Genomic DNA, 26215 nt, shown 5'->3' on the forward strand with positions numbered 1-26215 from the left:
AGCCTTGCAAGGAATCTTTTCACCAAGCGGCTTTTCGACGCGCGCCTTCTCACGCGCGTCATGGGGCTGCGGTAAAGCAAAAATAATTTTTGCGATTTACGGAACTCGCGCTCCGGAGCGCGTTAATATGAAAATTCCCGGGCTGGTGGGACAACGAATATGCGTATCTTGGCGTCGGTGGTGATCTCGTTCCTCGTCGCGCTGCCGTGCTCTGCACAGACGATCCTCAAATCCGAACCTTTGATGTTGGCGCCCTATGAGGTGGCCTTTGTGCGGGACGGCTCCTGTCCCTCCGGCAAGGTGCTCAAGGTCACCGGCGCGATCCGCGGGCTGCATCGCCGGAAGGCCTGCGTAGCCCTCGCCGGCGAGCAGGCCTCCCTGGCCACTGCAATGCCCTGAGCGCTACCCGCCGGCGGTCGGACTTCCTTACGAGTTGAACTCGGGCTCCATTCTGGATTGCTGCTCGGCGTCCGCCTTGTTCTTGGCGGGGTCCTCGCCTTGGGCAGCCCGGCAGGGCTTGATTTCGTAGTCATTGTCGAGCACCCGGCGGGGCCCGGGCCCCTCGTCGTCGTTGGCCACGTCCACGACCAGCCCGCTCCGGTGGGCGAGCTTCCAGACGTCGGCCTCGGCCGGATAGGCCTTGCTGATTTGGGCGTCGTTGCAGAACAGGGCGTAGGGCATCCTTCCCGCTCCCAAGAAAGCCGCTCCCAGGAAAATCCATTAACGGCTTGCGGGCGGCGGGGTTCCGGACGGGCTATCGATCACGGCGCCGTGATCGAGGATGCCGGAGTCTGAGTCGTAAACGAGTCCTGAATCCCGGGAAAAAGAATCCCTGGGACTCTCCGGCCGGAATCAGCGGATGCTTCGGCCCATGACGAGCGACCTCAAAACCTCCTGCGGGCACATGCTCCTGCCGTTGACGCTGGCGCTGGTCGGCGCTTGTGCCGCCAATATCGTCCTGGTGTGGTCCTGGCTGTGACCGGCCGAGGCGCCGCCATGCCTCACTTTTCTACCGGCGGGCGAGAGGAGGGGGCGCGAATGGCCTCGCGGAGCTTGGCCAGGGTTGTCGCGCAATATTCCTCGCGTTCGCGCTCGAACCGCTCCTGATGCTTGCGGAAATTGGCGATACGGGCCTGCATTTCGCTTCGGAAGTCGCCAATCGCCCGCGGCGGCGCGTGGACGGGCTGGGGCGGCGGGGTGGCCGGCGACGGGTCGATTTCGGGCACGGCTTCCGGCGGCCGCGTGGAGGCGATCTCGGCGGGCAGGGGCGGCACAGCCGCAGGCGCGTCCGGCTGGCGGAGCTCGCCCGTCTTGCCGGTTACGGATTGAACGAAGGCCATCGTCTGCGCGATCAGGGCGTCGCGCTCCTTGATCCACTTCATCATCCACCTCGGTGAATCATTCCAGCAAAGCGGCTGCGACGAATCAAGAGTCCTTTGCAAGGGATTGCATATTTTTCCCGATAGCCTGACACTATGCGAATGGTTGCTCAGGACGAAGAGTCGGACGAAGCGTTGGGCTTGAGGCTCGTGCGTGCCTTTCTGTTGCTGCCGCCCGAGAAGCGGGCAGAGGTGATCGCGTTCGTCGAGGAGCTCGTCCGTGCCCGCGGCCGGCCCGAGGAGGGCAAGGAAGTGTCCCCGACCTGAAGCGCTATCGCTCGCGCGGCTTGATGTTGGGGACGAAGGGCGCGCCGACAATGCGGACGGGCGTCTCGGTGGCGGCATCGATCGGCCCGCGCGTGGCAACGCGGGGGTCCGATGTCTGGCCCGAAACGGGCTCGAACAGTGCAAGCGTGGCCGCCACGACGGCGCAGCAGAGCATGACCATCGCAAGCAGAAGCATGTTTCGGTTGTCTTCCCTGATCCGCATGGGCCGAGAACGAGCGACGCAAGCGATTGGTTCCGAGCCGGCGATGATTCTCGCGAAAGTTGCCGAAGCTTACGCCAGGCTGACGCGCAGAAGCTGAAAGGTTATTTTCCCGTAAGAGTACCCGTGTCATTTGGTATTAATTTTTAACACCCGCCGGTTCCAATGCCGTCGCTGGGACGACCTCCGTCCCGTTGAGCGAAAATCATTGGGCGGCTGCGATGAGCTTTTTGAATAATTTGAAGATCGTGTGGAAGGTCGCGCTGATCGTGACCGTGATGGGTTGTGCGATGATCGGTGTCGCGACCTTCGGCGTGCGGGAGCTTTCTTCCACAGTCGACCGATTTGCAGAGCTTTCCGCCGCGCAATCGGCAGCCCTCAACATCACGCGCGCCCAGCGTCGCATGGAGACCTATCACGCGGCGATCTACGCGATCTTTACCGAGACAACCGAAGCGGGCAACGCCAATCGCCTGAAGATCGCGAACCAGAATCGCAATGAGATTCGCCAATACCTGGATGCGGCGGAGCAGGATGATGCTTCCCGTGGAAACGAGATCAGGAGCCTTAGCGACCAGTTGAAGGCCGTGTTCGCAGGCTGCGATGCGGTTCTGCAGGCCGGCGCCGCCGCGAACGGCACGGAAGAGAACGCCAAGGCTGCCGAACGTGCCCACAAGGAATGCGACCCGCTGATCGACGCGTCCCTCGAGCGCATTGCGACGTTCACGTCCGATGTGGCCAAGGCGGTCGCCCAGCGTAAGCAAGCCATCGTGCGCGATGCCGGATCCGCGACCTGGACGGTGATCGGCGTCAGCGCCGGTGGTCTCGTACTGGGCATCGCGATCGCGCTCTTCATCGGCCTCAAGGCGATGTCGCAGCCGATCGCCCGGCTCAAGCTCGCAATGGAGGGCCTCGCCCGCAACGATCTCAAAACCGAAGTGCCGGAGAAGGATCGCCGCGACGAGATCGGCGACATGGCCAGGACGGTCGAGATCTTCAAGACCAATGCGGTCGAGGTCGAGCGGCTCAAGGCGGCGCAGGCGGAAGCCGAGCGCGACGCCGCCGAGCAGCGCCGCCGCGACATGTTCAACCTTGCCGATGGCTTCGAACGGGCGGTCGGCGAGATCATCGACACGGTGGGATCCGCCTCCACCGAGCTCGAGGCATCGTCCTCGACGCTGGCGACCACTGCGCAGCGCGCGCAGGAATTGACCTCGGTCGTCGTGGTCGCCTCGGGCGAAGCCACCGGCAACGTGCAGTCGGTCGCAACCGCCACGGAGGAATTGTCCTCCTCCGTGAACGAGATCAGCCGCCAGGTGCAGGAATCCGCGCGGATGGCCAGCGAAGCCGTTGGTCAGGCCCGCACCACGACCGAGCGCGTCAGCGAGCTCTCGATCGCGGCGACGCGGATCGGCGATGTCGTCGAGCTGATCAACACCATTGCCGGCCAGACCAATCTGCTCGCGCTCAACGCCACGATCGAGGCCGCGCGCGCCGGTGAGGCCGGCCGCGGTTTTGCGGTCGTGGCTTCCGAGGTGAAGACGCTCGCCGAGCAGACCGCGAAGGCGACCGGCGAGATCAGCCAGCAGATTTCCGGCATCCAGACCGCCACCGAGGAATCCGTCAACGCAATCCGCGACATATCCGCGACGATCGAGCGGCTCTCGGAAGTGTCCTCGACCATCGCCGCGGCGGTCGAGGAGCAGGGCGCTGCGACCCAGGAGATCGCACGCAACGTCCAGCAGGCGGCCCACGGCACCCAGCAGGTCTCCTCGAACATCACCGACGTGCAGCGCGGTGCGGCGGAGACCGGCTCGGCCTCCTCGCAGGTGCTCTCGACCGCGAAGCTGCTGGCGAGCGACAGCAGCCGGCTGAAGCTCGAAGTCGGAAAATTCCTGTCGACGGTGCGCGCCGCGTAACTTCGCGCGGCGGCGTGCGTCCGCCGCGCCTCGACCTATCGCACCAGCAGAAAACCGAACGCGATTGCGAACAGCATGGCCGTCATGACGACGGCCGCAGCTGCGCCGGCGGCGATCTTGGCTTTCTCTCGGGCGGTCGTGGGGCGCATGCGACGCACACGCTAGCTCATGTTGAACTTCGATCCAACGTGTGGTTAATGGCCGTCCCCGCGATGCAAGCGGCCAACATCCATTCCCGAAGGTCGATCCATGAGCGACAATGCCAGCGACGGCTGGGCCGATTCCGCGTCTGCGTGGATCGTGGAGCAGGGTGAGGATGGCGACTACGGCCGCCGCTTCGTGCTGGACGCACCGATGCGTGCGCGGATCGAGGGACGCGGTTTCCGCCGCGCGCTGGATGTCGGCTGCGGCGAGGGTCGCTTCTGCCGGATCATGCAACGCTCCGGCATCGCCACCATCGGCATCGATCCGACCAAGGCGTTGCTCGCGCGTGCAAAGGCGATGGATCCGCATGGTGACTATCGGCTCGGCCGCGCCGAGGCGATGGATTTCGATGCGTCCTTTGATCTGGTCGTCAGCTATCTCAGCCTGATCGATATGCCGGATGTCCGCACGGCGATCGCGAAGATGGTGGCGGCGCTGCGGCCGGGCGGCACACTCCTGATCGCCAACCTGACGAGCTTCAACACCGCCGGCCAGCCGGACGGCTGGACGCCGGACGGCGAGGGCGTTCCGCGCTTCTCGATCGATCATTACATGGACGAGCGGGCGATCTGGGTCGCCTGGCGCGGCATCCGGATCCAGAACTGGCACCGCCCGCTGAGCACCTATATGACGCTGCTGCTCGATCACGGCCTCCAGTTGCGCCTGTTCACAGAGCCCGAGCCCACGGGCGGCGCGTCCGAGCAGATCGCCCGCCACCGCCGCGTGCCCTACTTCCACATGATGGAGTGGCAGAAGCCGGTTTGAGCGAGACGTCGAATGTCTGTCAGGAAAGCTGAATGACGCGATCGAGCGCTGTCCAGGGAGATTTTCGAGCGCGATCCGCGGTCTGTATAGTGCGCTCGCGAATGGTCTTTGACTTGAGGTGTGTCCGATGATCTCCAATCGTCCACCCGTGCTCGCCCATGAGCGGTTCGTTGCCGACCGCGCGAACTTTTCCGGCCTCGATCTCGCCGCGCGGTTCGAGCGGATCGAGAGGACCAATCTGTGGGGTGCTGCGACCTCGGTCTCCGGCCTCGGCTCGGAGGACCCTGCCACGGCCGCGATCCGCGAAGCGCTGCCATCGCTCTTGAAGCGGCTCGGGGCGTGTTCGCTGCTCGATGCGCCCTGCGGGGACGCAAGCTGGATCGGCCGCCTCGGGCTCGAAGTCGATTTCACCGGCGTCGATATCGTGCCGTCGCTGATCGAGAGCAACCATCAGCGCGTGGAGCGCGGGGAATTGTCCGGCCGCTTTCTCATCGCCGACATCACGCGCGACGCGCTGCCGCCTGCCGACGTCATCCTGTGTCGGGATTGTCTCGTGCATCTGAGCTTTCAGAACATCGGTCGTGCGGTTACTCGCTTTCGGGCGAGCGGCGCGCGCTTCCTGCTCGCCACCACGTTTCCCGAATTGGAGAGCAACGAAGACTGCGAAGATGGCGACTGGCGGGCGTTGAACATGGAGCGGGCGCCGTTCAACTGGCCTCCGCCGCGCGAGCTGATCAACGAGCGTTGCGAGGAGGGCGGAGGCGGCTGGCACGACAAGAGCCTCGGGCTGTGGCGGCTGGATGAGCTGCCCGGCGAGGGCGGCATTGCGAAGGCGGTATGACCGGAATGGACGGAACATCCGTTGCCTCAGTGATTGCCCTCGCGCTATACTTTGGGTTGTGTGAAGCGATCTCGTATTGCGGTGGCGATGTCGGAGCACGTCATGAGAGTGAGCGCTGTCGTGGCTGCACTGCTGGTCTGGTGTTGCGCACCGGCGCGCGCACAAGATGGCGCGGCGCTTTACGCAAGACATTGCGCGCAATGTCACGACACGGCTGATGCCCAGAGCCGTGTGCCGAGCCGCAGCGCGCTGCAGGCAATGTCGTATGAAAACGTGCTGGGGGCGCTTGCGACCGGCAGCATGGCGGGCGTCGCGAAGGAGCGCAGCGACGACGAGCGCCGCGCGATTGCCGCCTTCGTCACTGGCAAGACCGCGATGAACGGCCCTGCTGCGGATGCGGAAGGACGCTGCTTGCAGCAGACAGCCCGCTTTCCACAGGCGATCGACGGACCGCGCTGGAACGGCTGGGGCGTCGATACCAGCAACAGCCGCTTTCAGCCGACCGAGATGGCGGGCCTGTCCGCCGAGCAGGTGCCGCGGCTGCGGTTGAAATGGGCCTATGCCTTCCCGGGAGCCTCGCTGTCCTTTGCGCCGCCGACGGTCGTGGGCGGTCTGTTGTTCATCGGCGGCACCGATCGCAAGGTACGTGCGCTGGATGCGAAAACCGGCTGCACGCTGTGGACCTTCGCAACCGATGCCGCGGTGCGCGCCGCGATCAGCTTTGCGCCGCTCGCGGGCACCGATCGGTTCGCGATCTTCTTCGGCGACCTCAAGGCCAATGCCTACGCCGTGAATGCCCTGACCGGCGCGCTGATCTGGAAGGTGAAGGTCGAAGAGCATCCGGCAGCGCGGATCACCGGCGCGCCGACACTCCATTCGGGTGTGCTCTATGTGCCGGTGTCCTCGATCGAGGAGGTCGCCGGCTCGCAGCCGAGCTACGAATGCTGCACCTTCCGCGGCAGCGTGGTGGCGCTTGACGCTGCGACCGGCAAGACGGGGTGGCAGGCCTACACGATCCCCGAGGTGCCGCACCCGACCGAGAAGAATGCCAAGGGCACGCAGTTGTTCGGTCCCTCCGGCGCTTCGGTCTGGTCGGCACCGACGATCGATGCGAAGCGCAACGCCGTCTATGTCGCGACCAGCAATTCCTATTCGAATCCGCCGTCCGCAACCGCCGATGCGATCCTCGCCCTGGATATCGCGACGGGGAAGCTGCTGTGGAAGCAGCAGGCGACGCCGAAGGATGCCTACATCGTGGCCTGCTACGGCGCGGACAAGACCAACTGTCCCGAGGATCACGGGCCCGACCATGATTTCGGCCAGTCGCCGATCCTGGTGAATCTGCACGACGGCAAGCGCCTGCTCGTGATCGCGCAAAAGTCCGGCGTCGTGCATGCGCTCGACCCCGATGATGGCGGCAAGATCCTGTGGCAGACGCGGGTCGGGAAGGGCGGCGCGCTCGGCGGCAGCGAATGGGGTTCGGCCGCGGACGGGAAGCGCATCTATGTCGCCAACTCCGACGTGCGCTTCCTGCGCGACGGCACCAGGCGTCTCGACTCCACACAGGGCGGTGGCCTGTTCGGCCTCGATCTCGAAACCGGGAAGATCGAGATGGAGGTGCCGCCGGTGCCTTGCGGCGACCGTCCGCAATGCAGCCCGGCGCTCTCGGCGGCGGTCAGCCTGATCCCTGGCGTCGTGTTCTCCGGCAGCGTCAGCGGCTTCCTGCGCGCTTACGCGGCCGCCGACGGCAAGCTCCTTTGGGAGTTCGACACCGCGCAAGACTACACCGCCGTGAACGGCATTCCCGCCTATGGCGGGGCGATCGACGGCCCAGGTCCAGTCATCGCTGATGGCATGCTCTACACCAACTCCGGCTACGGACAATGGAGCGGCGTCCCCGGTAACGTGCTGCTGGCGTTCGAGGTGGGGAAGGAGTGAGGGGAGCTCATTGCGAGCCAACGGGTCCGCGCCAAGCGCGGCCCGATGACAAGGCTCCGCGAAGCAATCCAGACTGTTTCCGCGAAACGCACCTTCGACGACGGGGCGGGACAAAGTCGTAAAGGTGTTTTGCCCGACGGCACAAGGGATTCTTTTTTCCGAAATCAACCCCATGCAAAGTAGAGTTTGCGGCGCCGCTCCGATCGGCAGCACAAGATATTGACGTCCGGACAAGACTCCTGACCGGGCTTGGTCAGCATGACGTGAGCCGCCTGGGTAGAGCGCCTCGCGCAGGACGCATTGCCGATTTTGCTGATGCGGCCGGTGTAATCGGTTTCGCCCGATTGGCACGTCTTCGAGGTGAGATGGGAGTTTTTCCGATGATCGATGCCAGATGCAGTTGCGGTGCTGTTGCGCTTTCGCTTCCAGGGCCATCCAGCCTGGTCGTTGCCTGTCATTGCATGGACTGCCAGCGCCGAACCGGCGCGCCGTTCGGCGTAGGAGCCTTCTACCCTGTTGAGGTCGTCACGATCTCAGGAGCCTCGAAAGAGTATGTTCGCGCCGCCGCAAGCGGCGGCAAGATCCGCAGCTATTTTTGTCCCGACTGCGGCTCAACGGTCTATTGGAAAGCCGACAACCTGCCTGCGATGATCGGCGTTGCCCTTGGCGCAATAGCGGATCCGGAATATCCGGCGCCCTCGAGATCGGTCTTCGAGCAGTCGAAGCACACCTGGGTCGAAATCGATGGTGCTGCCGTCGAGCATTTCCAGCAGAGCAGCGAGCCGAGGAATTCAAACTGAGACGTGCGCCAAAAGCTGGTGCCGGCTGAGGGGATTGAACCCCCGACCTTCGGTTTACAAAACCGCTGCTCTACCGCTGAGCTAAGCCGGCAAAATGTTGATTGATCAATCGCTTGTCGATAGTCCGGATCGAACGTTTTGGCAACCTTGGCCCCAAGTGGGCCCAATGCTCAGCCCCCTGGTCAGGAGGCCGATTCTTCTCGGCTGCCGACTCGTCTCCCTTCCGCGTCCTCTTAGCGTAGACCTCGAGCAGGACGCTAGGGTCATGCCCCAACCTTTTTGCAACCGTATGAACCGGGGTCACCTGATCGAGCAGCCAAGTTCCGTGCGGCGCTGGAACGACTGGCAAATATTCGATTGCGGTAACTTAAAAACAGGAAGAGACTTTGACGGTCGGACCCAACAAGCCCCTACGGCAATCACCGAAGGAGGAGGGAATGACCGCTTATAATTACGGATGGAAGTCGCCCACTGCCGCCCAACGTGAGGCGCAAAGGGTTTTCAAGGAAACCGATGCCAAAGTAGCGATGTCCGAGTACGAACGCATCCAAGCGGCGTTTCATGCAAACCGCGAGAGATTAAAGGCTGAACGACTTGCTCGCGAGGCCGAAGCGGCGGCCCGGAAGCACAAAAACCGGATCACGGCCCACTCTTCGAATGTGCATGGCGGTCAGCGGCACCGCTGATACGAGCATTCAAAATTAAGTCCGGCGCACGCTAAGCGTATCTTTTGCTAATTGGCGGTGCTGCCGCTCTTGGCCTTGGACGACTGCTTCACCGCCGGCTTGGCCGGCGCGGCCGACTTCTTCGACGCATCATCGCCGCGGGCAGTTCCCCACGGATCGACCGGCTTCTGGTCCGGAACATTGTTGAGGGAGCGTTGATAGGCGCGCTCAGCTCGATTGTCGTCCGCCTTCTGCGCCGCCGTCTTCTCCTTGGTCTCTTCACCATATTGCGGAACATGGTCCTGCGCCAGTGCGGGGCCGGCGATCAGGGCAAACATGACGGCGACTGCGATTTTGCGCATTGAGAAACTCCCGGTTCTGCGACGAGCATAACGTCACGCCGATTGCGGCATCAATGCAGCGGAGCGTGAGCCGGGGCGAACATCGTCGGGCCGCCTTGTTCTATCAGCAGGATCAGTGCCTCCGTGGCGGCTTGCCACGCGGGCGCGCCGTGCTTCCCATCGACGTTGTGGCTGCACCTGTAATGCGAGGCGGCGGGGCCAAAGCGCAGCAGGTGGGGAACGCTCAGGCTATTCTCTGGCTCGATCTCGCGTCGGCGAAACAACGTCCCACGACGTCAATCGGTGGCTTGCAACGGACGTCGAAGCGCGATTTTGGTACGAGCAATCCATTCTGAGCGTTGGGCAGTAATCGCGTATTGGGCAGCCTGTCACCCTTAACCGCCCGATTGGTTATCTGATTAACAAATACGTCGGCCTTCGCGCGGACATCCGTCTGAAGGGAATATGCTTGCTGCGCCCCAATTAGACCGGCGAGGCTCACAATACAGGTAACGAAATGTGACGTGAGTGTCTCGATACGCATGATACTGCTCACTTGGCCACTCGCCCCTTAGTTCTGTCGCGAGGAGGTGCCTTGCGGTTCATTGATGAGGTTGCCGGTGTGTACTGGAACGGCGGGTGCCAGAACCCGCGAAGGCCTCTGCGGGCATGAATCAGGCGGCCTTTCGGCCGCCTGATCTGTCGTACTCAACTTGGACCGGCCTACTGGCAGAGGTGCTGGCGGCCGTCTTCTCCCTTGAACCAGGTGCCGGGCCTGCACACGATGCCGTTGCGGGCGGCGTAGCTGTTCCAGTCGCCGTACCAAGCGGGGCCGCCACGATCGTAGCTCGCGTAGGAATTGCCCCAGCCCTGGAACGGTGCGGTAGCGACCGCTGCGGCGGTGCCGACGGCAGCGCCGGCGACCGCGCCAGCCGTGTCGAGCGGCCAGAAGCCTGATTGTGTTCGATCGTTCGGATTCACTTGCCGATAAGCCGAGTGCCGGCGGCGATAGTAGCGGTCGTTGGCCGGATGGCCGGGGCCAAGATTCTGGCAATTCGGATCCTGGAAGAGCCCCGCGCAGCGGGCCGGATCGGTGACCGCCGTCTGTGCCATGGCCGAGCTTGCGAGCATGGTCGCCGCGACCGCGGCGGCCCCGAGGAGTTTGATATTCATGTTGTTGAACTCCCGTTTGGGTTGAACGGGGAGCTAAATACGCAAGTCGGCGGACGTTCCGGTTGCATGCGCCGAATTTCACCCGCAGCCGGTCAAACAGACGTGAGCTGGGCGGACCAGGTCCTCGCGGCGGGACGCGCCCGTTAACGGTTGGTGAGCGCACCTTGCCGCATTTGAGCGGCGCGCAATCCTTGCGCGTTAGGCTTACCGGAAATTGGCCGAACGGCCTTAACACTCTCCGCGCGGTGATCGGATAGGTTGCGGGCCGGATGAACCGGGGCCTCTTCATGCGCGCTTTTGCGCTCGCAGCCTTTCTGATCGGACTGCCCGCGACGGCGCTTGCCGGCGAGGGCTTCGATCTCGTCGTTCCCGGCCGTCCCGGCGTGCCGATCATCATCAACAACATCGACGTGTCTTACGCCGTCGTCGAAGGGACCTGGGGCCTCGGCAAGAATATCCAGGTGCAGCCGACGATCTATGGCGGACGCTATATCCCAGAGCGGCAGCCGCCCGAGGTCGGGCATTATTATCCGACGATGGGCCTGCGGCCCGGCTACGGCCGTCTCGAGGTCGAGCCGCCTGCAAACCGCAAATTGCCGAAGCCGGCCGAGAGCTACTACCGGAGCTGGGGCGCGCAGTCCGCGCCGCTGCCGCCGCAGATGGATATTCCCGCCGATCCGCCGCCGGTGATCCTCGCGCCGGAGATCAACGTCAATCCACAACACCATCGGCCGCGGCCTCACGCGGAAGGACCCGGCAGGCCGCTGAGGTAACGACCAAGCCAACAAAACAAGTTCAAATCCAACGAACGAAAATCGACAGGAGAGAGTAATGCGTCAAATGATTTCGGGACTGGTCGCGGCGGCTGCCGTGATGTTCGTGGGCGCCGCGCCCGCCATGGCCTGCGGCTTTTCGCCGTGCGCGCCGGTTGTGCCGGTCTACACCGGCTGCAACACCGGTTGCGGCAGCTGGGGCTATGGCGCTGGCTATGGCGGCTGGGGCTTTGAGCAGCTCGCCGAGCCGGCCACGCAATACTACTACGTCAACCAGGGCCCGACCTACACCGGCCCCGGCGCCTTCGCGCCGTATCCGACCTATCGCGAGGACGCAGTCGTCGCGCCCGCCAACTACGGTTACGGCTATGGCTATCGCGCCGCCTATCCGTATCAGCGTCCGTACTACCGTCCGTATCGCTACGGCTACGGTCCGCGCTACGGCTACCTGCCGCGCGCGCACTACGGCTACGGCGCGCGCTATGGCTACCGCCCCGCGCCGTACTATTACGGCGGCCGTCGCGTGCTGCGCCGCTACTACTGATCGCCCGATCGGTTGAGTTAGCGAAGCGCCCGTCCGCGTGATGCGGACGGGCGCTTTGTTTTGCTACCGCTTCATCAAGCCCAGCCGGCTGGCGCCGACATAAAGCGAGAGCACGGCGGCGTTGGACACGTTGAGGCTCTTGATCTCGCCGGGCATGTCGAGCCGCGCCACGACGCTGCAGGTCTCGCGCGTCAACTGCCGCAGGCCCTTTCCTTCCGCGCCCAGCACCAGGGCGAGCGGCTCGCGCAGCGCCACCTCGCTGAGGTCCTCGCTGCCTTCGCTGTCGAGGCCGACGGTCTGGAAGCCACGCTCGTTCAGCGCGGTGAGCGCGCGGGCGAGGTTTTGTACGGTCACCATCGGTACGAGCTCGAGCGCGCCGGAGGCGGCCTTGGCCAGCACGCCGGTCGCTTCCGGACTGTGGCGCGCGGTGGTGACGATCGCCTTCACCGCGAACGCCGCGGCCGAGCGCAGGATGGCGCCGACATTGTGGGGATCGGTGATCTGGTCGAGCACCAGCACCATGCCCTGCTGCTCCAACGTCCCGATGTCAGGCGAGGGCAGGGGATCGGCCTCGGCCAGCAGGCCCTGGTGGACGGCGTCGGGCGAGAGCAGGCGGTCGATCTCCTGGGGCCGGACGATCTCAGGGGCGACGCGAGTCTCGATGTTTTCTTCCGCGAGCCGCCGGGCGGCGTTCTCGGTCAGGGTCAGCTTGCGGATCCGCCGGCTGGGGTTTTGCAGCGCCATGGTGACGGTGTGCCAGCCATAGAGGATGACGGGCCCGTCGGCGTGCGAATCACGGTCGCGCCAAGCCGAACGGCCGGGCGATTTTCCCGGCCTGTTAAAGGGCTTAGACCCTCCGCGGGGGCCTTTGGGGACGAATTTTCGATCCTTCATGGGCTCGCTTGTGTCACGGGTTCCGGAATATGGCAATTTGGCCATCCAAAGGGGCGATTTTAGCTGTTCGCCTCGGTTGACTTTGCCCCACCGCATCGCCCATAAACGCGCCCGGCCGCTGCCCCCGATCCTGGGCTGTCGCGGTCTTCACGTCTCCATGGCCGTATTCGGTCCGCCGGCAAGGTCCGGCCCGAAAGTGCTGCCGTCGAGCGGGGGAGTGTCCCGAGTGGCAAAGGGAGCTGACTGTAAATCAGCCGCCTCATGGCTTCGCAGGTTCGAGTCCTGCCTCCCCCACCAGCCTTCGCTCGCTTCGCGAGCTACGGCTCGGCAAGCCAGCGCAGATGGCGATAGCGCGAAGCTAGCGAAGGCTGCCGCGCCGTAGCCCGCAGGGCGTAGGCGGGCTGTCGAAGCGATCAGGATGCCGCTATCATCCCCCATGTAGATTTGGAAGCTTCGCGCGATCACCGGAGGATGCGCGCATGTTCTATGTGTACATTCTCAGGAGCAAAAGCGATCCCGATCGCTACTACATCGGTCTCACGTCCGATCTTCGTGCGCGTCTCAAGAAGCACAACGCCGGTGAGGTCTCGCATACCTCGAAGTTCACGCCCTGGGAGCTCAAAACGTATATCGCGTTCTCGGAAGAGCAGCAGGCCATCGCTTTCGAGAAATATCTGAAATCAGCTTCCGGGCGCGCGTTTGCCAAGAAGCGGCTCTAAGCCTGCTACATCGAGGCCGTCGCTTAAACGGACTGCCGCCTCACCCCATCATCTCCCTGACCATCGGCACCACCTTGCGCCCATAGAGCTCGATGCTCCGCATCAGTCTGTCGTGCGGCAGGGGACCGGCCGAATACTTCAGCTGGAAGCGTGTGATGCTGAGCGCCTTTGCGGTCGCTGCGATCTTTCGCGCGACCGTCTCGGGTGAGCCGACATAGAGCGAACCGTGCTCGGCCTCGCTCACGAACTCGTCGCGGCCCATCGGCGGCCAGCCGCGCTCCTTGCCGATGCGGTCGCGCATGGCCTTGTAGTCGGGCCACAGCTCTTCGCGCGCCTTTTCATCGGTCTCGGCGACATAGCCGGGCGAATGCACGCCGACCGGCTTTGCCGGGCGGCCGAATTCCTTGAAGGCGCGGTGATAGAGCTCGACATAAGGAGCGAACCGCGTGGGATCACCGCCGATGATCGCGAGCATCAGGGGCAGATCGTAATGCGCGGCGCGCACCACCGATTGCGGGCTGCCGCCGACGCCGATCCAGGTTTTGAGCTGGCCGTTCTCGACCGGCGGATAGACGAGTTGATCCCTTAGCGGCGGACGCAGCTTGCCTTCCCAGGTCACCGGCTTCTGCGACAAGAGCGCTGCGAACAGGTCGAGCTTCTCCTCGAACAGGGCCTCGTAAGCGCGCAGGTCGAAGCCGAAAAGGGGAAAGGATTCGGTGAAGGAGCCGCGGCCGAGGATCACCTCGGCGCGCCCGTTGGAGAGCGCGTCCAATGTCGCAAAGCGCTGGAAGACGCGGATGGGATCGTCCGAGCTCAGGACCGTCACGGCCGAGCCGAGATGGATCCGCTTGGTGCGCGCCGCGATCGCGGCGAGCACGGTCTCGGGCGAGGAGATCGCGAAATCGGCGCGGTGATGCTCGCCGAGGCCGATGAAATCGAGGCCGAGCTCGTCGGCCAGCACCGCCTCGTCGACGACATTGCGGATCACCTGCGCGTGCGAAAGCATGGTGTCCGAGGCATCCTTGGTGACGTCGCCAAACGTATCCAGTCCGAATTGAAGCGGTGCGGTCATCGATCAGGTCTCTGCGGGGAGGATCGTCGAGACTTAATGGATGGCCGCGGCGTCACAAGGTCGCTTTTCGGAAATGCTCGGTTTCCGTTTGTTCGATGCCGGCCTACCGCCACATCCCGCGCATTCGCGCGCCGATGTCGATCTTCGGGCCCTGCGCGGCGGTGCGCGCGGTGCCGGCAGCGGCCTTCGGCCAGGCGGCGCGCTCGAACAGGTGGACCAGCGATTCCGGGATGAAGCGGGTGCGCGAGGCGTAGACATGGCGGTCGCCCTTGGCGGCCTGGCCGTGGGTGAAGAAGCGCTGCGGCACGACGAGGTGCAGATCGTCCTTGGCGCGCGTCATCGCGACATAGAGCAGGCGGCGCTCTTCCTCGATCTCGGCGCTGGTGCCGGCGCCGAGATCGGACGGCATGCAGCCGTCGACGACGTTGAGCACGAACACCGACTTCCACTCCTGGCCCTTGGCCGAATGGATGGTGGAGAGGATCAAATAGTCCTCATCGCGCAAGGGCGGGCCGGATTTGTCGCTGGTCGCATCCGGCGGATCGAGCGTGAGCTCGGTCAGGAATTTCTCGCGCGATGCGTAGCCGCTCGCGATCTGCTCGAGCTGCATGAGATCGGCGCGGCGGGTCTCGGAATCCTCGTGGATGCGATCAAGATGCGGCTCGTACCAGAGCCGCACGCGCTCCAGATCCGCCGGCCATTCTGAATAGCGCAGGTTTTCGATCGTGCGGACGAAGTCGGTCCAGTCCGCGCCGGTGCGCGGCGGCACCGGGAGCTGACCGAGCGCGTGGAGCGGGTCGGTGCTCTCCGCCATCTGGTCGAGCACGCGCTGCGCGGTTGCGGGGCCGATGCCCGGCAAGAGATGCAGGATGCGGAAGCCCGCGACGCGGTCGCGCGGATTTTCGGCAAAGCGCAGCAGCGCCAGCACGTCCTTGACGTGCGCGGCATCGAGGAATTTCAGCCCACCGAACTTGACGAAGGGAATGTTGCGGCGGGTCAGCTCGATCTCGAGCGGGCCCGAATGCGAGGACGTGCGAAACAAGACCGCCTGGTGCTTGAGCAGCGCGCCTTGCTCGCGGTTGGCCAGCACCTGTTCGACGATGTAGCGCGCCTGGTCGGCCTCGTCGTGCACGGTGACGAGTTGCGGCTTCTGTGACGAGGTGCGGTCGGTCCAGAGGTTCTTGGTGAAGCGCTCGCGCGCAAGGCCGATGACGCCGTTCGCCGCCGACAGCACGGCCTGCGTCGAGCGGTAGTTGCGGTCAAGCGTGATCATTTCCGCGCGCGGTGAGAAGCTCTGCGGAAACTCCAGAATGTTGCGTACGGTGGCGGCGCGGAACGAATAGATCGACTGCGCGTCGTCGCCGACGACGGTGAGCCCGCGGCCATCGGGCTTCAACGCCAGGAGGATCGAGGATTGCAGGCGGTTGGTGTCCTGATATTCGTCGACCAGCACGTGATCGAAGCGGCCGCCGATCTCTTCGGCGATCAGCGCATCGCTCATCATCTGCGACCAGTAGAGCAGGAGGTCGTCGTAATCGAGCACGTGCTGGGCCTGCTTGGCCTCGACATAGGCGGCGAACAGGCCTTTCAGCTCAGCGGCCCAGCCTGCGCACCAGGGATAGTGGTGGCCGAGCACTTTCTCGATCTCCATCTCCGCATTGACGCAGCGGGAATAGATCGACAGGCATGTGCCTTTTGCGGGAAAGCGGCTCTCGGTCTTCGACAGGCCGCGCTCGTGCCTTACCAGGTTCATCAGGTCCGCGGAATCCTCGCGGTCGTGGATGGTGAAGGCGGGATCGACGCCGATCCGCTCGGCATATTCGCGCAGGAGGCGCGCGCCGATGCCGTGGAAGGTGCCAGCCCAGGTCAAGGCGTCGCGCATGATCGCGGCGTTGTTTTCGCCGAGCACTTTTCGTGCGATGCGTTCGACGCGGCCGGCCATCTCAGCCGCCGCGCGGCGCGAAAACGTCATCAGCAGGATGCGGCGCGGATCGGCGCCGGCGACGATCAGATGCGCCACGCGGTGGGCCAGCGTATTGGTCTTGCCGGAACCGGCACCGGCGATGACGAGCAGGGGGCTGCCCACGGTCGCGCCATCGGCCACGCCATGCTCGACGGCGCGGCGCTGCTCCGCATTGAGCGTGTCCAGATATGTCGCCACGAATCGCCCCGGTGAAAGCCCCAGACTCGGCGATCCCGCTGCGAATCGCAATGCGGCTGGACGGAACCGGTTTTAAGACCTAGGGAAAAGCAGGCGAAAGTTCCAGCTCGAAAAGCGCGCCCCCGAAATGACCGAGCTCAAGCCCGACCAGTTCGAGATGCGGCGGCTGGAGTCGCTCAGCAACACCATTTTCGGCGTCGCCATGACGCTATTGGCCTACGATCTCCCCAAGGCAGCGGTCTTCACCAGCGCCCCCGGCTGGAGCGATCTTGTCCATGCCTATTCCGGCAAGCTGGCCGGTTTTGTGCTCAGCTTCATCATCGCCGGCCTGTTCTGGATCAGCCATCACCGGCGGCTCGCGCGTCAGCCGGTGGGCAGCCGCGGCATGGTGATTCTCAATCTGCTTTTCCTGCTCTCGATCGTGCTGCTGCCGGTGACCAACGGCCTCTACACCAATTACGGGACGAGCAGTGCGGTCGCCGTGCTCTATGGCCTGCATCTGACCGCGATCGCCGGTCTCAATACCTGGCTGTGGTGGACGATCTTGCGCCGCTGGCGCCGCGAGATCATGGCCTCGCTGTTTCCGCTGCTGGTGTTCATCCCGGGCACGATCGTTGCGGCATTCGCGCCGCGCGTCGCGCCCTTCGTCTGGTTCATCGCTTTCGGCGGGCTCCTGATCCGGCGCTTCTATGCCGCGCCCGCTGAGCAGGATCCGTAGCCGTCGGATCACCCTGGTGTCGCCCCGAACCCATCGGCTGGCACGTAAAGCTTGACCGGGCGGATTTCGTAGACCGCGGTCGGATTGACCTGGCGCAGCGTCCACGCAGCCGCGATCGCCTCATCATCAGTGTCGAATTCCATGAGATGAAAGCCCAGCAGCTGCTCCTTGGTCTCGGCAAACGGGCCGTCCAGCACCATGCCGGCGCCGGGGCCACGCAATGTGCGGGCCTTTCGGGTCTCATCCAGTCGGGCGGCCGGCCCAAGATGCCCGCTTGCCCTCATGCGCGCCTGAACCTCCAGGACTTTGGTCACGACTGCGGTGTCCTCCTCAGGCGTCCACGACAAAATCTCGTCTTCCACGTGATAGGCCAGGATGGCGTAAAGCATCTTCACCTCGCTTTTTTTGAGCTCGCAGTTCGAAGGACGTATCATCGCCGCCGATACCGACAACCCCGGACACTAAAATATTGCGTTGCCTAGGTGCGGCGAAACCGTCCTGAAACCCGATTGCGGCCTTGCGGCGTGAACGCCGCCGGAAGCGGCCGCGACTGATGACCACAAAGAACACTGTCAATGCTGGAGGCGGCAATGTCGGGTCAGACCATCAGGATCATCTGCGACGCGCGGCGGGCGGGACAATCGGAGCCGGCCGATCCGCACGACCGGGCCGGCCATCACCGCTATTACGGCAGCTCCGCCGAAAATGGTGGGGAGCGGATCGTCGAAAGCCGTGGCGGAAAGCGCCCGCGTCCGCTCAATATCTGCGGCTTCTGAGCCGGCGCCTTCACGGCGCGCTCAGGACCTGCCTGACGAGGGCCTCGCGCAGCGATGCCAATTCACCGCTCGCTTCCATCTGCCCGATCACCTTTCCGACTTTCGGCACGAGATCGCGATGGCGCTCGTGCAGATGGTGGTAGATGTTGATGCGCTCGAGCGGTGGGGAAAGCGGATATATCCGGGACTGCAGATTGAGCTTCCGGACCGCGACCAGTCCGCTGAAGAGGTCGGTGACCATCACGTCGAAACGGTCGGCATCGAGCATCCTGACCATGTTCTCGAGGCTCGTGGTCGCGGTGACGCGGCTCATGCCGCGCGTGCCGGCCTCCGATGAGCCGACGCCGCGCACGATGCCGATGCTGTAGTCCCTGATCGAATTCCAGCCATCGACGTCGAAATGGAGTTTCGCGGTGAAGACCGCGGGCTCGATGTAGTTGATCGCAGGCGTGACCTGGATCAGCGTCGGGTAGTCGCGCGAGAGCGTTCCGATCCGCTGGATCTCGCCGTCGACCTCGCCGGCGCTCGACAGCGCAAGCGCCCGCTTGCCAGGAACGTCCTCGAACTCGAGCTTGATGTTCAGCTTTGCGTAGACGGCCCGCAGCATCTCGCCGCCGACATATTGGTCGGGGATGTCGGCAATGCGTGCCAGCCGGATGACCTGCTGCGCCTGCGATGGGCCGGCTGCGATGAGCGACAGGCAGACGACGACTATCCGCCACATGACGCGCCTCCCTGGTCGCCCATTGCTACGACTGGATTCGGAGGCCCTCGCGCAATCCACCGCAGATCGTGCGCATGCAGGGCCACAACGTCCGCTGTTCGCCCGTCGGCGGAGACGTCTCCGGAGTTTAACCGATGTCATTCCAGCACGCGAGGTGGTAGTTTGTGCCGAAATCCCGATGCTGGGCGCAAGATGATCGCGCCGATTTCAAATCGCCCATGGCCGCGGAAGATAGCAGCCGACAGGATGGCTGTACGCGTCGGGTGCTGAAGGAGAGTCTCAACCGTCGATTTGCTCGACGCTGCGACCGGCATGCTGGAGCAGGGTGTCGCCATTCCGGGGAAGTGGTGCATGGGCAACGCAGGTGACGAGGAATCCGGGCGCAGCCGTGACATCGCGCCGGCGGCCGCGAAACAACATCTGAACGGCATCGGCGCTGCGATCGCGCCGCCGATGTTTGCGGCGCTCTTGTCGCGGATGTTCAACTGGTCGCGCAGTGGCGTCGGGCCCCGCCTGCTTGCCGCCGTGCTGCTGTTCAGCTCGATCGTGACGCTTACATTGACCGCGCTTCAGCTCTATCTGGACTACGATCGCGAGATCGGTGTCATCCAGACACGGCTCGATGAGATCGGCCGCAGCTACACGGAAAGCATCGGCGAGAGCTTGTGGAATCTCGACCAGAACCAGCTCAAGCTCCAGCTTGACGGTATCATGCGGCTGCCCGACATCCGCGCTGTCGAGGTCCGCGAGATCGCCGATCGCCCTAATCCCATCCATGTCTCGGTCGGGGAGCGAAGCACCCGCTCGGTCGTGACCCGGGACTATCCGCTGAACTACACCGCGCAAGGCACCGTGCGTCCCATCGGCCAGCTCCACGTCGAGGCCACGCTGAGCGACGTCTATCAGCAATTGCTGAACCGGGCCCTGATCATTCTGGCAAGTCAGGCTGCAAAGACGTTCCTGGTTTCCCTGTTCATCATCTACATGGTCCATCTTCTGGTGACGCGGCACCTCGTCGCCATCGCCGAGTTCGTCAGCAAATACAGTCTCGCACGGCCGCCGCCGCCTTTGCAGCTCGAGCGTCGACCGCCTTACGACGCCGACGAGCTGGACAAGGTGATCGACGCCTTCCACGCCATGTGCGCAAACCTCGAACAGGCCTATGGCGATTTGCGCGAGGCCAATGCGAGTCTCGAGCGCGATCTGGAGATCCGCCGGCGTGCCGAAGAGGACGCGCGCGCGAGCGAGCAGCGCTTCCGCGACTATGCCGAGACTGCGTCCGACTGGTTCTGGGAAACCGGACCGGACCACGTGTTCACCTACATCTCGGATCGGGTCGGCACCTTCGGCATGGACCGCAAGGCTCTGATCGGCAGGCGCCGGTGCGATGCCGCCTACGACCGCGATACCGAGCCGCAGAAATGGCGCGAGCATATGGCGACGCTCGACCGCCACGAGCCGTTCCGGAAGTTCGAGTATCGTGGCCGCGATGTCGCCGGGCGCGTGCGCCATTTCAGCGTCAATGGCCAGCCGATCTTCGCCGCGGACGGCCGCTTCATGGGCTATCGCGGTTCGGCCACCGACCTCACCGAGCAACACGAGACCGAGGAGCGGCTGCGCCAATCCCAGAAGATGGACGCGATCGGCCAGCTCACCGGCGGCGTCGCGCATGACTTCAACAACGTGCTCACGGTCATCACCGGCACCATCGAGATCATCCAGGAGGGTCTTCAAGACAGGCCCGAGCTTGCCGCGATCGCGCAGCTCATCGACGATGCGGCCTCGCGTGGCGCGGAAATCACCTCGCAGCTCCTGACCTTCGCGCGCCGGCAGCCGCTGGAGCCGCGCGAGATCGACGTTAACGGCCTCGTGGTCGAGACGGCGAAGCTGTTGAAGCCGATCCTGGGCGAGCATATCGAGATCGTGACCCGGCTCGCCGAGGACGCATGGTCCGCGATGGCTGATCCGTCGCAGCTCTCGTCCGCGATCGTCAATCTCGCCGTCAATGCCCGCGACGCGATGCCGGGTGGGGGCAAGCTCATGCTCGAGACCGCGAACCGCGAATTTGACGGCACGGGCAGTGTCAGCGAGGTCACGCGCGGCGCCTTCGTGATGATCGCGGTGACCGACACCGGCCACGGCATCCCGGCGGACATCCGCGACCGTGTGTTCGAGCCGTTCTTCACCACCAAGGGCGTCGGTCGCGGCACCGGCCTGGGCCTCAGCATGGTCTACGGCTTTGCCCGGCAGACCGGCGGCACCGTCGCCATCGAGAGCGAGGAGGGCCGTGGCACGGTGGTGCGGTTGTTCCTGCCACGATCGGAGGGGGAGGCATCTACCAGAACGGAGCCCGTGCAGGCGCTCGCGGCGGCACGGGGCCACGAGACGATTCTCGTGGTCGAGGACGATCCGCTGGTGCAGGGCTATGTCATCGCCCAGCTCGGCAGCCTCGGCTATCGCACGCTTGTCGCCGCCGACGGCGCGACCGCGCTCGAGCTGGTCGACCAGGGCGCCAAATTCGATCTCCTGTTCACCGACATCATCATGCCCGGCGGCATGAACGGCCGGGAACTGGCTGAAGCCGTCCGGCTCCGCCGCCCCGGGGTGAGGGTGCTCTACACCTCCGGCTACACCGACGACACCATCGTCCATGAGGGACATCTCGACCCCGGCGTGGCGCTGCTCCAGAAGCCATATCGGAAGTCGGAGCTGTCCCAGAAGATTCGTGAGACGCTTGCGGGCGAGCCGCCGGCCTGAGCGGCACACACGCCATCAACGAAAAAGGCGCGGCGGGAAGTAGCCCGTCGCGCCCGATTTCTTGTCTCGCTGGTCCAGGGCTGAGACCGCCCCGTGGCCAAGCCTTTGGTCAAAGCTTAGCGGGCGACCCCAGCGAGGTGACAGCGCTTGAGATAAGACACTGGATCACCTCCTTTCGTTGGTTTCGGGAGACTTCAATATAGGCGGCAAGGGCACCCCTGTTAAGGGGAGGCCGGTCGGGGCCGGAACAAGGCCTGTTCGCAAGCCCGGAAAGACGTCTCCACGGCAGTTGAGACCGCCGCCCGGCCGTGTTAGGGAGCCCCTGACGCGGGTGTAGCTCAATGGTAGAGCAGCAGCCTTCCAAGCTGAATACGAGGGTTCGATTCCCTTCACCCGCTCCAATCTTTTCAATAGCTTGAGCTGTCAAGAAGCTTTCATTCTGACAAGCCACGCATTCTCATTCTGACAAATGTTCACTTTCCCTTCGCTTGCTCAGCTTGCCGCGCGCGACGCTTGAGGCGCTTCATTTGCGCTTCCTGCTTGGCCTCATCGTCGTCATGAAGATAGTGCGCCATGGCCGCAGTCGACGACCACTGACCTTTCTGCATCAGCTGCGTTTCCGTTAGTCCGGAGGCGCTCGCCTCTGTAGTGCCGCCGTGACGACCGAACGAAGTGAAGGTCAACTCGGGACGCAAGCCCGCGGCAAGAATGATCTTCTTGGAAATGCGTTGGACTTGGGTCAGCATCTCTCCTTTGCCAAACCAAGGCAGACTGCTGCCGTCACGCCGCAACATCAGTCCCCCCGTCGGACGCAGTTCTTTGATTGCGTCCAACTCGGCCATCAGCAACGGATACAGCGCTTTGCTCTTGACGTTGAACAATGGCTCCCAGGAGCCCGTACTCGTTTTGTAGTTGATAACGTAGACGTGGTTTGGCCGGCTCGGAGGACGGTAGTGGTCGGCCGTGAAGCGGATGAAGATATGTGCTTCGCGCTGAAGCAACTCCCAGCCGATCAAAGCCCCAGTGGCGAGAGAGGGATAACCCATCTCGATCGCTTTGGCGCGGAAAGCCGTGAGCTCTGAAAAAGTCGCATGCGGCGTTTCGCGCGAAGTCGATTGCAGGCCCATTTTTTCGAAAGGATTCCGCGGCGGAAACAAGCCTGGATGTGCTCGCGAAATTGTATTCCAGGCGCCCCGGGCGGTTTTCATCGCGTGATTGACAGTCGTGCGACGTTCGACCTTCTTACCTTTCACCTCTTTGAACAGGAGTTTTTCGAAGAGCTGATCGACAAACGCTGTGTCGATACTTGACACGCGTCTCGTCCCCAATCGCCGGCCATCTTGCAAGATGTATTCGCAAATCATCTTGATGCCGGTCTCATGAACGCGACACTGGCCGGGGCTCAAAGGCTGAAGTCGCTTGGCTGTTTTCTGAGACCAGGTCTGACGGTACAGGTGAAACATCCAATCCAGTGTGCCAACAACGACTCCAATCCCGATCGGATTGGCGTCCTCACCTCCAGTGCGCCAACTATCAAAACAAGGAAGCAGTATCTTCTCAGCCCGGGTAGTCGCGCGCTCGTAGTCGGTGCCAAGCGCTTCGTTTGCAATCGAGCACCCCCTCTTGCGAGCCCAGGTCGGAATGTTGAAAAAGTAGCCGAAGTCTCCGTCTTTCAGACGCTTTCGAAGAGTGTAGCGGGGGAGCGGCAACGCGGATCGTCCAAGCCTTGTCACAACAATTTCCTCGACACCTCGGGATCATCCTCGGGATCGATTGGAATCGATGTGCCGTCCTTTATCAACACTGAAATACGACCGTCGGGCCAAATCTCTACGCGGGCGATTCTGCCTCCGCCGTTGAGGACACCTCTTATGGCCCGTTTGACGTCGGCTTCGGTGAATCTGGTTTTCGACATCCGGGCCAGCGATTGCGAGTCGAAGTCCAAGTCTCTTGAACGATTCATTCAACCACAGTGCCAATGGCGTCTCTACTGAAAGCAAAGAAGATTTGGACCATCTTCGGATAGCTGAAAGACCCGCACGGTCAACATCCGCCAAGAAAATCGAAGGAAGAGAAGGTGATCATATTTCGTTGACGGCGGTTCGCTGGCTATAGCCGCGCGACAGCTGAGAGTTTCCAGACGGCAACTGAGCGTGTGCACTCCCTGTTTCGTGTGCGCTACGTGTGCACCGCGAGGTCAAAACGGGTACAAACGTGTGCAATTTCGGCTAGTTTGGAGTGCATAGGTTCTTGCCCCATCCTGTTGAGAGGGTGGAGTAAAGCATTGAAATCGCAAGACTAGTTCTGTTCTTTGGCTCCAATGATGGATTGGACCGAGAGTTCAAGTTTTACAAAGGCTTAGAAGCCAGCGTGTGCACGACGTGTGCACCGGGAGATCAAGAAAAATCTATCATCAGCAAGCGTGGGCGGTCTCTCTTAAAGCGATGCACCTATTTGGGGCTGGTTGACTTGACGGCAGTCATCGCCACCAACTGAGATCGCTGCTCGGTTGATCGCGCATGATGTCGCGGTTGCTTGCCGGCGAGATGTCGAATCGATAATTGCACCTCAAGAGGGGCCTGATACCAGCATGGATTTGCGCCATCAATTCGAAGCGTTACTCGCAAGAGCCGAAACGATGTTTGGCCCTCGTAACACTTCGTTCGTTGTCGATCGCATCTACTACGTAGATGACGAGAGCGTACCCAACAGGCTAGTGTACCCAGCCCGCGGTCACGTCGATATCCAGCTCACGAAGTCAGCGAGGGGCGACGTTGACAGGACCCTGGTGCAGTTGTCACATGAGACGGTGCATACACTCTGGCCGATCGGCGTCGACGGGACGCTCGTGATTGAAGAAGGGGCCGCCACCTACTTCAGCATGGTGGCTCCAGTCTACATTGACACTACGTACCCCGATCGTCTCAGGGAGGGCCTGACAGGCATCTATAGTTCCTGGCTGGCAGCAGAACGGGACGTAAGGGCGCTGCTCTCTTTCAATCCCGCAGCCATCCGTGACGCCCGACGGGCTCGGAGTTTTTGTGAGATTAGCGCAGAGGACCTTGTGGCCGTCGGTTGTGAATCTGACGTTGCCCAGCGACTCGTCGCAAAGTTCGCTTTAAGCCATCCTGATCCAAGTGCATGAACAGGTTGCCTGATTCCGAAGTTCTGATCCGCCGGGACGAAGTCGTTCGTATTCATCTCGACCGTCTCCAGGAGCTTGTTGAGGCGCCCCGGCCAGATGTGCCGCATGCCGTACAGGCCAGCCTCTCTCTCCGTTTCCTGTTTGACGGAAACTTGAATCGTGTGGCTCATGGCTATCAGCATTCGCTGATGATACCGGCTCCCGATACAGCGGGCGTGCCGATCAGGGAGGCCCTGTTTTTCGCCTGTGGGGGTTATCGGCTTGGCGGCAGGTCCTTTCTTCCAGCCTACAGTTATCGTGAGCCAGGGCTGAAGAGTCCGTTCAGGACACAGTTCGAGCAGCAGGTGGCCGCGTCACCACGCAAACACGCGTTCAGGGATTTTAAACTGACGAAGTTTACGGCGCTGCCTTGTCTCGGGTTGTTGGGCAAGGTTCTAGGCCGCGAGGAGACGGTGCGATACGTGGCAAACAAATGCGGCGGCGCCCATCATTCCGACGATACGAACAGCTTTGATGAAATCGAGCAACGTCTGACCGATGTTGGTCATGCGCTGCATGCCAGCGGAGTATCTGCTGTCTTTCTGGAAACGCTCGGAACGGCTGCCTTACTCATGGCGGCTCCTGCTGTACAGGACCTTAGGTCGATTCTCGCAGCCTCAACTCAGGTTTCGGTCGGCGAGTAGATGCCATCGGGATATGGCAGCCTACCGTTTACCTCGCGGAGGGTGTTCAGGTAGGCCCTCAGCGCATCATTGAATTCCTTGGTGGTGCCGATGTTCTTGTTTTTGAACGCGTGAATTGCATTCCGTCGTTGCTGGACCAGTTCGATGAGCGCAAGGGTCTCCTTGCTCAAGAGGCCCTTATGTTTAAAGTACTTTCTCAGAGGCTCCAGCGTTAAGCCATCCGGCTCAAGTATCTCGTTCTTTTTCTTGTTGAACACGTCCGCTTTCTTGAGGTTATCAACATCAGCAGCATAGTCCTTGTACCATACAGACAGAAACGTCTTTAGCGTTCCTTCGATCAGGCTGCCAAGATTTGTCCGCGCCAGAATGAGCTCCCCGGGCGTGAGAGGGGGATGTCCCGATCGCTGTTGAACTAGGTCGGGCCGACGTTGCCGGAATGAATGTTACGCGGCCCTCGTGACGTGGGCAACGGGGTTGATCGTCATGCGATTGTGGCGAGCTTGAAGAGCCGCACGCAGAACCGACAATTGCTTATGCGCCTTCAATCGTCGGAAGCCCTTGTTGGCCTCGATCATGCCGGCCGCGACCCATCGCAAGGCCATACCGGCATCCCGCCAGCGTTTGACGTTGCGCGTGACGCGGCGAATGGTGCCCATCATGTTCTCGGCGATGTTGGTACAGGCGAGCGATCGACGAAGCTCCTTCGGCAACTTCAACCGGACGACAGTCAGGATTTC

General features: G+C 62.9%; 27 protein-coding genes, 3 tRNA genes and 1 pseudogene. 17 read left to right on the forward strand and 14 right to left on the reverse strand.

What is annotated here, in order from left to right; translation table 11 throughout:
* Nucleotides 1–159: 159 nt before the first annotated feature.
* Nucleotides 160–399 (forward strand): DUF6719 family protein, encoded by a 240-nt coding sequence (locus K289_RS0128360; RefSeq protein WP_027554604.1) that lies wholly within the window; start codon nucleotides 160–162, stop codon nucleotides 397–399.
* A 27-nt stretch (nucleotides 400–426) separates the two neighbouring features.
* Here the strand turns inward: K289_RS0128360 and K289_RS0128365 are convergent, their stop codons facing one another.
* Both K289_RS0128365 and K289_RS0128375 read right to left on the reverse strand, forming a co-directional pair.
* Nucleotides 427–681: a hypothetical protein gene (locus K289_RS0128365; protein WP_027554605.1), complete on the reverse strand. Its 255-nt coding sequence runs from the start codon at nucleotides 679–681 to the stop codon at nucleotides 427–429.
* Between the two features lie 320 nt (nucleotides 682–1001).
* On the reverse strand, nucleotides 1002–1382 hold the full coding sequence (locus K289_RS0128375) for a hypothetical protein (protein WP_027554606.1): 381 nt from the start codon (nucleotides 1380–1382) through the stop codon (nucleotides 1002–1004).
* A gap of 99 nt (nucleotides 1383–1481) precedes the next feature.
* Here K289_RS0128375 and K289_RS51760 point away from each other — a divergent pair, with 99 nt between their 5' ends.
* Nucleotides 1482–1646 (forward strand): hypothetical protein, encoded by a 165-nt coding sequence (locus K289_RS51760; protein WP_198024787.1) that lies wholly within the window; start codon nucleotides 1482–1484, stop codon nucleotides 1644–1646.
* Nucleotides 1647–1650: 4 nt separating this feature from the next.
* On the opposite strand, the gene K289_RS0128385 is transcribed toward K289_RS51760, so the two are convergent.
* On the reverse strand, nucleotides 1651–1842 hold the full coding sequence (locus K289_RS0128385) for a hypothetical protein (protein WP_027554607.1): 192 nt from the start codon (nucleotides 1840–1842) through the stop codon (nucleotides 1651–1653).
* Between the two features lie 245 nt (nucleotides 1843–2087).
* Between K289_RS0128385 and K289_RS0128390 the strand changes: the two genes are divergently transcribed.
* The 5 genes from K289_RS0128390 to K289_RS0128415 all read left to right on the forward strand — a co-directional run bounded on the left by K289_RS0128390 (nucleotide 2088) and on the right by K289_RS0128415 (nucleotide 8333).
* Nucleotides 2088–3785, forward strand: a complete 1698-nt coding sequence (locus K289_RS0128390; protein WP_027554608.1) for a methyl-accepting chemotaxis protein — start codon at nucleotides 2088–2090, stop codon at nucleotides 3783–3785.
* Between the two features lie 249 nt (nucleotides 3786–4034).
* Nucleotides 4035–4754: a bifunctional 2-polyprenyl-6-hydroxyphenol methylase/3-demethylubiquinol 3-O-methyltransferase UbiG gene (locus K289_RS0128400; RefSeq protein ID WP_027554609.1), complete on the forward strand. Its 720-nt coding sequence runs from the start codon at nucleotides 4035–4037 to the stop codon at nucleotides 4752–4754.
* A gap of 127 nt (nucleotides 4755–4881) precedes the next feature.
* A complete protein-coding gene (locus K289_RS0128405; protein WP_027554610.1) occupies nucleotides 4882–5595 on the forward strand; it encodes a class I SAM-dependent methyltransferase in 714 nt (237 codons plus the stop codon).
* A gap of 102 nt (nucleotides 5596–5697) precedes the next feature.
* The gene (locus K289_RS0128410; protein WP_027554611.1) at nucleotides 5698–7533 is read left to right on the forward strand and encodes a PQQ-binding-like beta-propeller repeat protein; all 1836 of its coding nucleotides are present in this window, start codon (nucleotides 5698–5700) and stop codon (nucleotides 7531–7533) included.
* A gap of 380 nt (nucleotides 7534–7913) precedes the next feature.
* Nucleotides 7914–8333 (forward strand): GFA family protein, encoded by a 420-nt coding sequence (locus K289_RS0128415; protein ID WP_027554612.1) that lies wholly within the window; start codon nucleotides 7914–7916, stop codon nucleotides 8331–8333.
* 16 nt (nucleotides 8334–8349) lie between these two features.
* On the opposite strand, the gene K289_RS0128420 is transcribed toward K289_RS0128415, so the two are convergent.
* Nucleotides 8350–8424 (reverse strand) — tRNA-Thr (locus K289_RS0128420).
* A 346-nt stretch (nucleotides 8425–8770) separates the two neighbouring features.
* Here K289_RS0128420 and K289_RS45390 point away from each other — a divergent pair.
* Nucleotides 8771–9019 (forward strand): hypothetical protein, encoded by a 249-nt coding sequence (locus K289_RS45390; RefSeq protein ID WP_051310890.1) that lies wholly within the window; start codon nucleotides 8771–8773, stop codon nucleotides 9017–9019.
* A 47-nt stretch (nucleotides 9020–9066) separates the two neighbouring features.
* Here K289_RS45390 and K289_RS0128430 read toward each other — a convergent pair whose 3' ends face one another.
* Nucleotides 9067–9360, reverse strand: coding sequence for a hypothetical protein (locus K289_RS0128430; protein WP_027554613.1), 294 nt, complete (start codon nucleotides 9358–9360; stop codon nucleotides 9067–9069).
* Between the two features lie 702 nt (nucleotides 9361–10062).
* Complete coding sequence (locus tag K289_RS0128440) at nucleotides 10063–10512, reverse strand: hypothetical protein (protein ID WP_027554615.1); 450 nt, start codon at nucleotides 10510–10512, stop codon at nucleotides 10063–10065.
* Between the two features lie 287 nt (nucleotides 10513–10799).
* Here K289_RS0128440 and K289_RS0128445 point away from each other — a divergent pair, with 287 nt between their 5' ends.
* Together K289_RS0128445 and K289_RS0128450 are read left to right on the forward strand one after the other, a co-directional pair.
* Complete coding sequence (locus K289_RS0128445; RefSeq protein WP_027554616.1) at nucleotides 10800–11285, forward strand: hypothetical protein; 486 nt, start codon at nucleotides 10800–10802, stop codon at nucleotides 11283–11285.
* Between the two features lie 58 nt (nucleotides 11286–11343).
* Nucleotides 11344–11829, forward strand: a complete 486-nt coding sequence (locus K289_RS0128450; protein WP_027554617.1) for a hypothetical protein — start codon at nucleotides 11344–11346, stop codon at nucleotides 11827–11829.
* 63 nt (nucleotides 11830–11892) lie between these two features.
* On the opposite strand, the gene rlmB is transcribed toward K289_RS0128450, so the two are convergent.
* Nucleotides 11893–12723: a 23S rRNA (guanosine(2251)-2'-O)-methyltransferase RlmB gene (rlmB, locus tag K289_RS0128455; protein ID WP_027554618.1), complete on the reverse strand. Its 831-nt coding sequence runs from the start codon at nucleotides 12721–12723 to the stop codon at nucleotides 11893–11895.
* A gap of 211 nt (nucleotides 12724–12934) precedes the next feature.
* Between rlmB and K289_RS0128460 the strand changes: the two genes are divergently transcribed.
* Both K289_RS0128460 and K289_RS0128465 read left to right on the forward strand, forming a co-directional pair.
* A tRNA-Tyr gene (locus tag K289_RS0128460) sits at nucleotides 12935–13020 on the forward strand.
* Nucleotides 13021–13202: 182 nt separating this feature from the next.
* Nucleotides 13203–13442 (forward strand): GIY-YIG nuclease family protein, encoded by a 240-nt coding sequence (locus K289_RS0128465; protein ID WP_027554619.1) that lies wholly within the window; start codon nucleotides 13203–13205, stop codon nucleotides 13440–13442.
* A 40-nt stretch (nucleotides 13443–13482) separates the two neighbouring features.
* Here the strand turns inward: K289_RS0128465 and K289_RS0128470 are convergent, their stop codons facing one another.
* The gene (locus tag K289_RS0128470; RefSeq protein WP_027554620.1) at nucleotides 13483–14514 is read right to left on the reverse strand and encodes an LLM class flavin-dependent oxidoreductase; all 1032 of its coding nucleotides are present in this window, start codon (nucleotides 14512–14514) and stop codon (nucleotides 13483–13485) included.
* Between the two features lie 103 nt (nucleotides 14515–14617).
* A complete protein-coding gene (locus K289_RS0128475) occupies nucleotides 14618–16675 on the reverse strand; it encodes an ATP-dependent helicase (protein ID WP_027554621.1) in 2058 nt (685 codons plus the stop codon).
* A gap of 127 nt (nucleotides 16676–16802) precedes the next feature.
* Between K289_RS0128475 and K289_RS0128480 the strand changes: the two genes are divergently transcribed.
* The gene (locus K289_RS0128480; protein WP_027554622.1) at nucleotides 16803–17393 is read left to right on the forward strand and encodes a TMEM175 family protein; all 591 of its coding nucleotides are present in this window, start codon (nucleotides 16803–16805) and stop codon (nucleotides 17391–17393) included.
* Nucleotides 17394–17401: 8 nt separating this feature from the next.
* Here the strand turns inward: K289_RS0128480 and K289_RS0128485 are convergent, their stop codons facing one another.
* Complete coding sequence (locus tag K289_RS0128485) at nucleotides 17402–17782, reverse strand: YciI family protein (protein ID WP_027554623.1); 381 nt, start codon at nucleotides 17780–17782, stop codon at nucleotides 17402–17404.
* 186 nt (nucleotides 17783–17968) lie between these two features.
* Here K289_RS0128485 and K289_RS0128490 point away from each other — a divergent pair, with 186 nt between their 5' ends.
* Nucleotides 17969–18169 carry a hypothetical protein gene (locus K289_RS0128490; protein ID WP_156918228.1) on the forward strand — a complete coding sequence of 67 codons (201 nt, stop codon included), beginning with the start codon at nucleotides 17969–17971 and terminating at the stop codon, nucleotides 18167–18169.
* 10 nt (nucleotides 18170–18179) lie between these two features.
* On the opposite strand, the gene K289_RS0128495 is transcribed toward K289_RS0128490, so the two are convergent.
* Nucleotides 18180–18893, reverse strand: a complete 714-nt coding sequence (locus tag K289_RS0128495; protein WP_027554625.1) for an ABC transporter substrate-binding protein — start codon at nucleotides 18891–18893, stop codon at nucleotides 18180–18182.
* Nucleotides 18894–19244: 351 nt separating this feature from the next.
* Between K289_RS0128495 and K289_RS0128500 the strand changes: the two genes are divergently transcribed.
* On the forward strand, nucleotides 19245–21650 hold the full coding sequence (locus tag K289_RS0128500) for an ATP-binding protein (protein ID WP_027554626.1): 2406 nt from the start codon (nucleotides 19245–19247) through the stop codon (nucleotides 21648–21650).
* Nucleotides 21651–21977: 327 nt separating this feature from the next.
* Nucleotides 21978–22051 (forward strand) — tRNA-Gly (locus K289_RS0128505).
* A gap of 72 nt (nucleotides 22052–22123) precedes the next feature.
* On the opposite strand, the gene K289_RS45400 is transcribed toward K289_RS0128505, so the two are convergent.
* Nucleotides 22124–23383, reverse strand: coding sequence for a hypothetical protein (locus K289_RS45400; RefSeq protein WP_084788743.1), 1260 nt, complete (start codon nucleotides 23381–23383; stop codon nucleotides 22124–22126).
* Between the two features lie 1408 nt (nucleotides 23384–24791).
* Here K289_RS45400 and K289_RS0128525 point away from each other — a divergent pair.
* The gene (locus tag K289_RS0128525; RefSeq protein ID WP_027554630.1) at nucleotides 24792–25478 is read left to right on the forward strand and encodes a hypothetical protein; all 687 of its coding nucleotides are present in this window, start codon (nucleotides 24792–24794) and stop codon (nucleotides 25476–25478) included.
* Here K289_RS0128525 and K289_RS47865 read toward each other — a convergent pair.
* Entirely contained in the window at nucleotides 25457–25735 is a 279-nt protein-coding gene (locus K289_RS47865) for a hypothetical protein (protein WP_156918229.1), read from the reverse strand. The genes K289_RS0128525 and K289_RS47865 overlap by 22 nt on opposite strands.
* A 186-nt stretch (nucleotides 25736–25921) precedes the next feature.
* Nucleotides 25922–26215: pseudogene (locus K289_RS0128535) on the reverse strand (IS256 family transposase); the annotation flags it as partial.

This window comes from Bradyrhizobium sp. Cp5.3 (genome assembly GCF_000426265.1).
Taxonomy (GTDB): domain Bacteria; phylum Pseudomonadota; class Alphaproteobacteria; order Rhizobiales; family Xanthobacteraceae; genus Bradyrhizobium; species Bradyrhizobium neotropicale.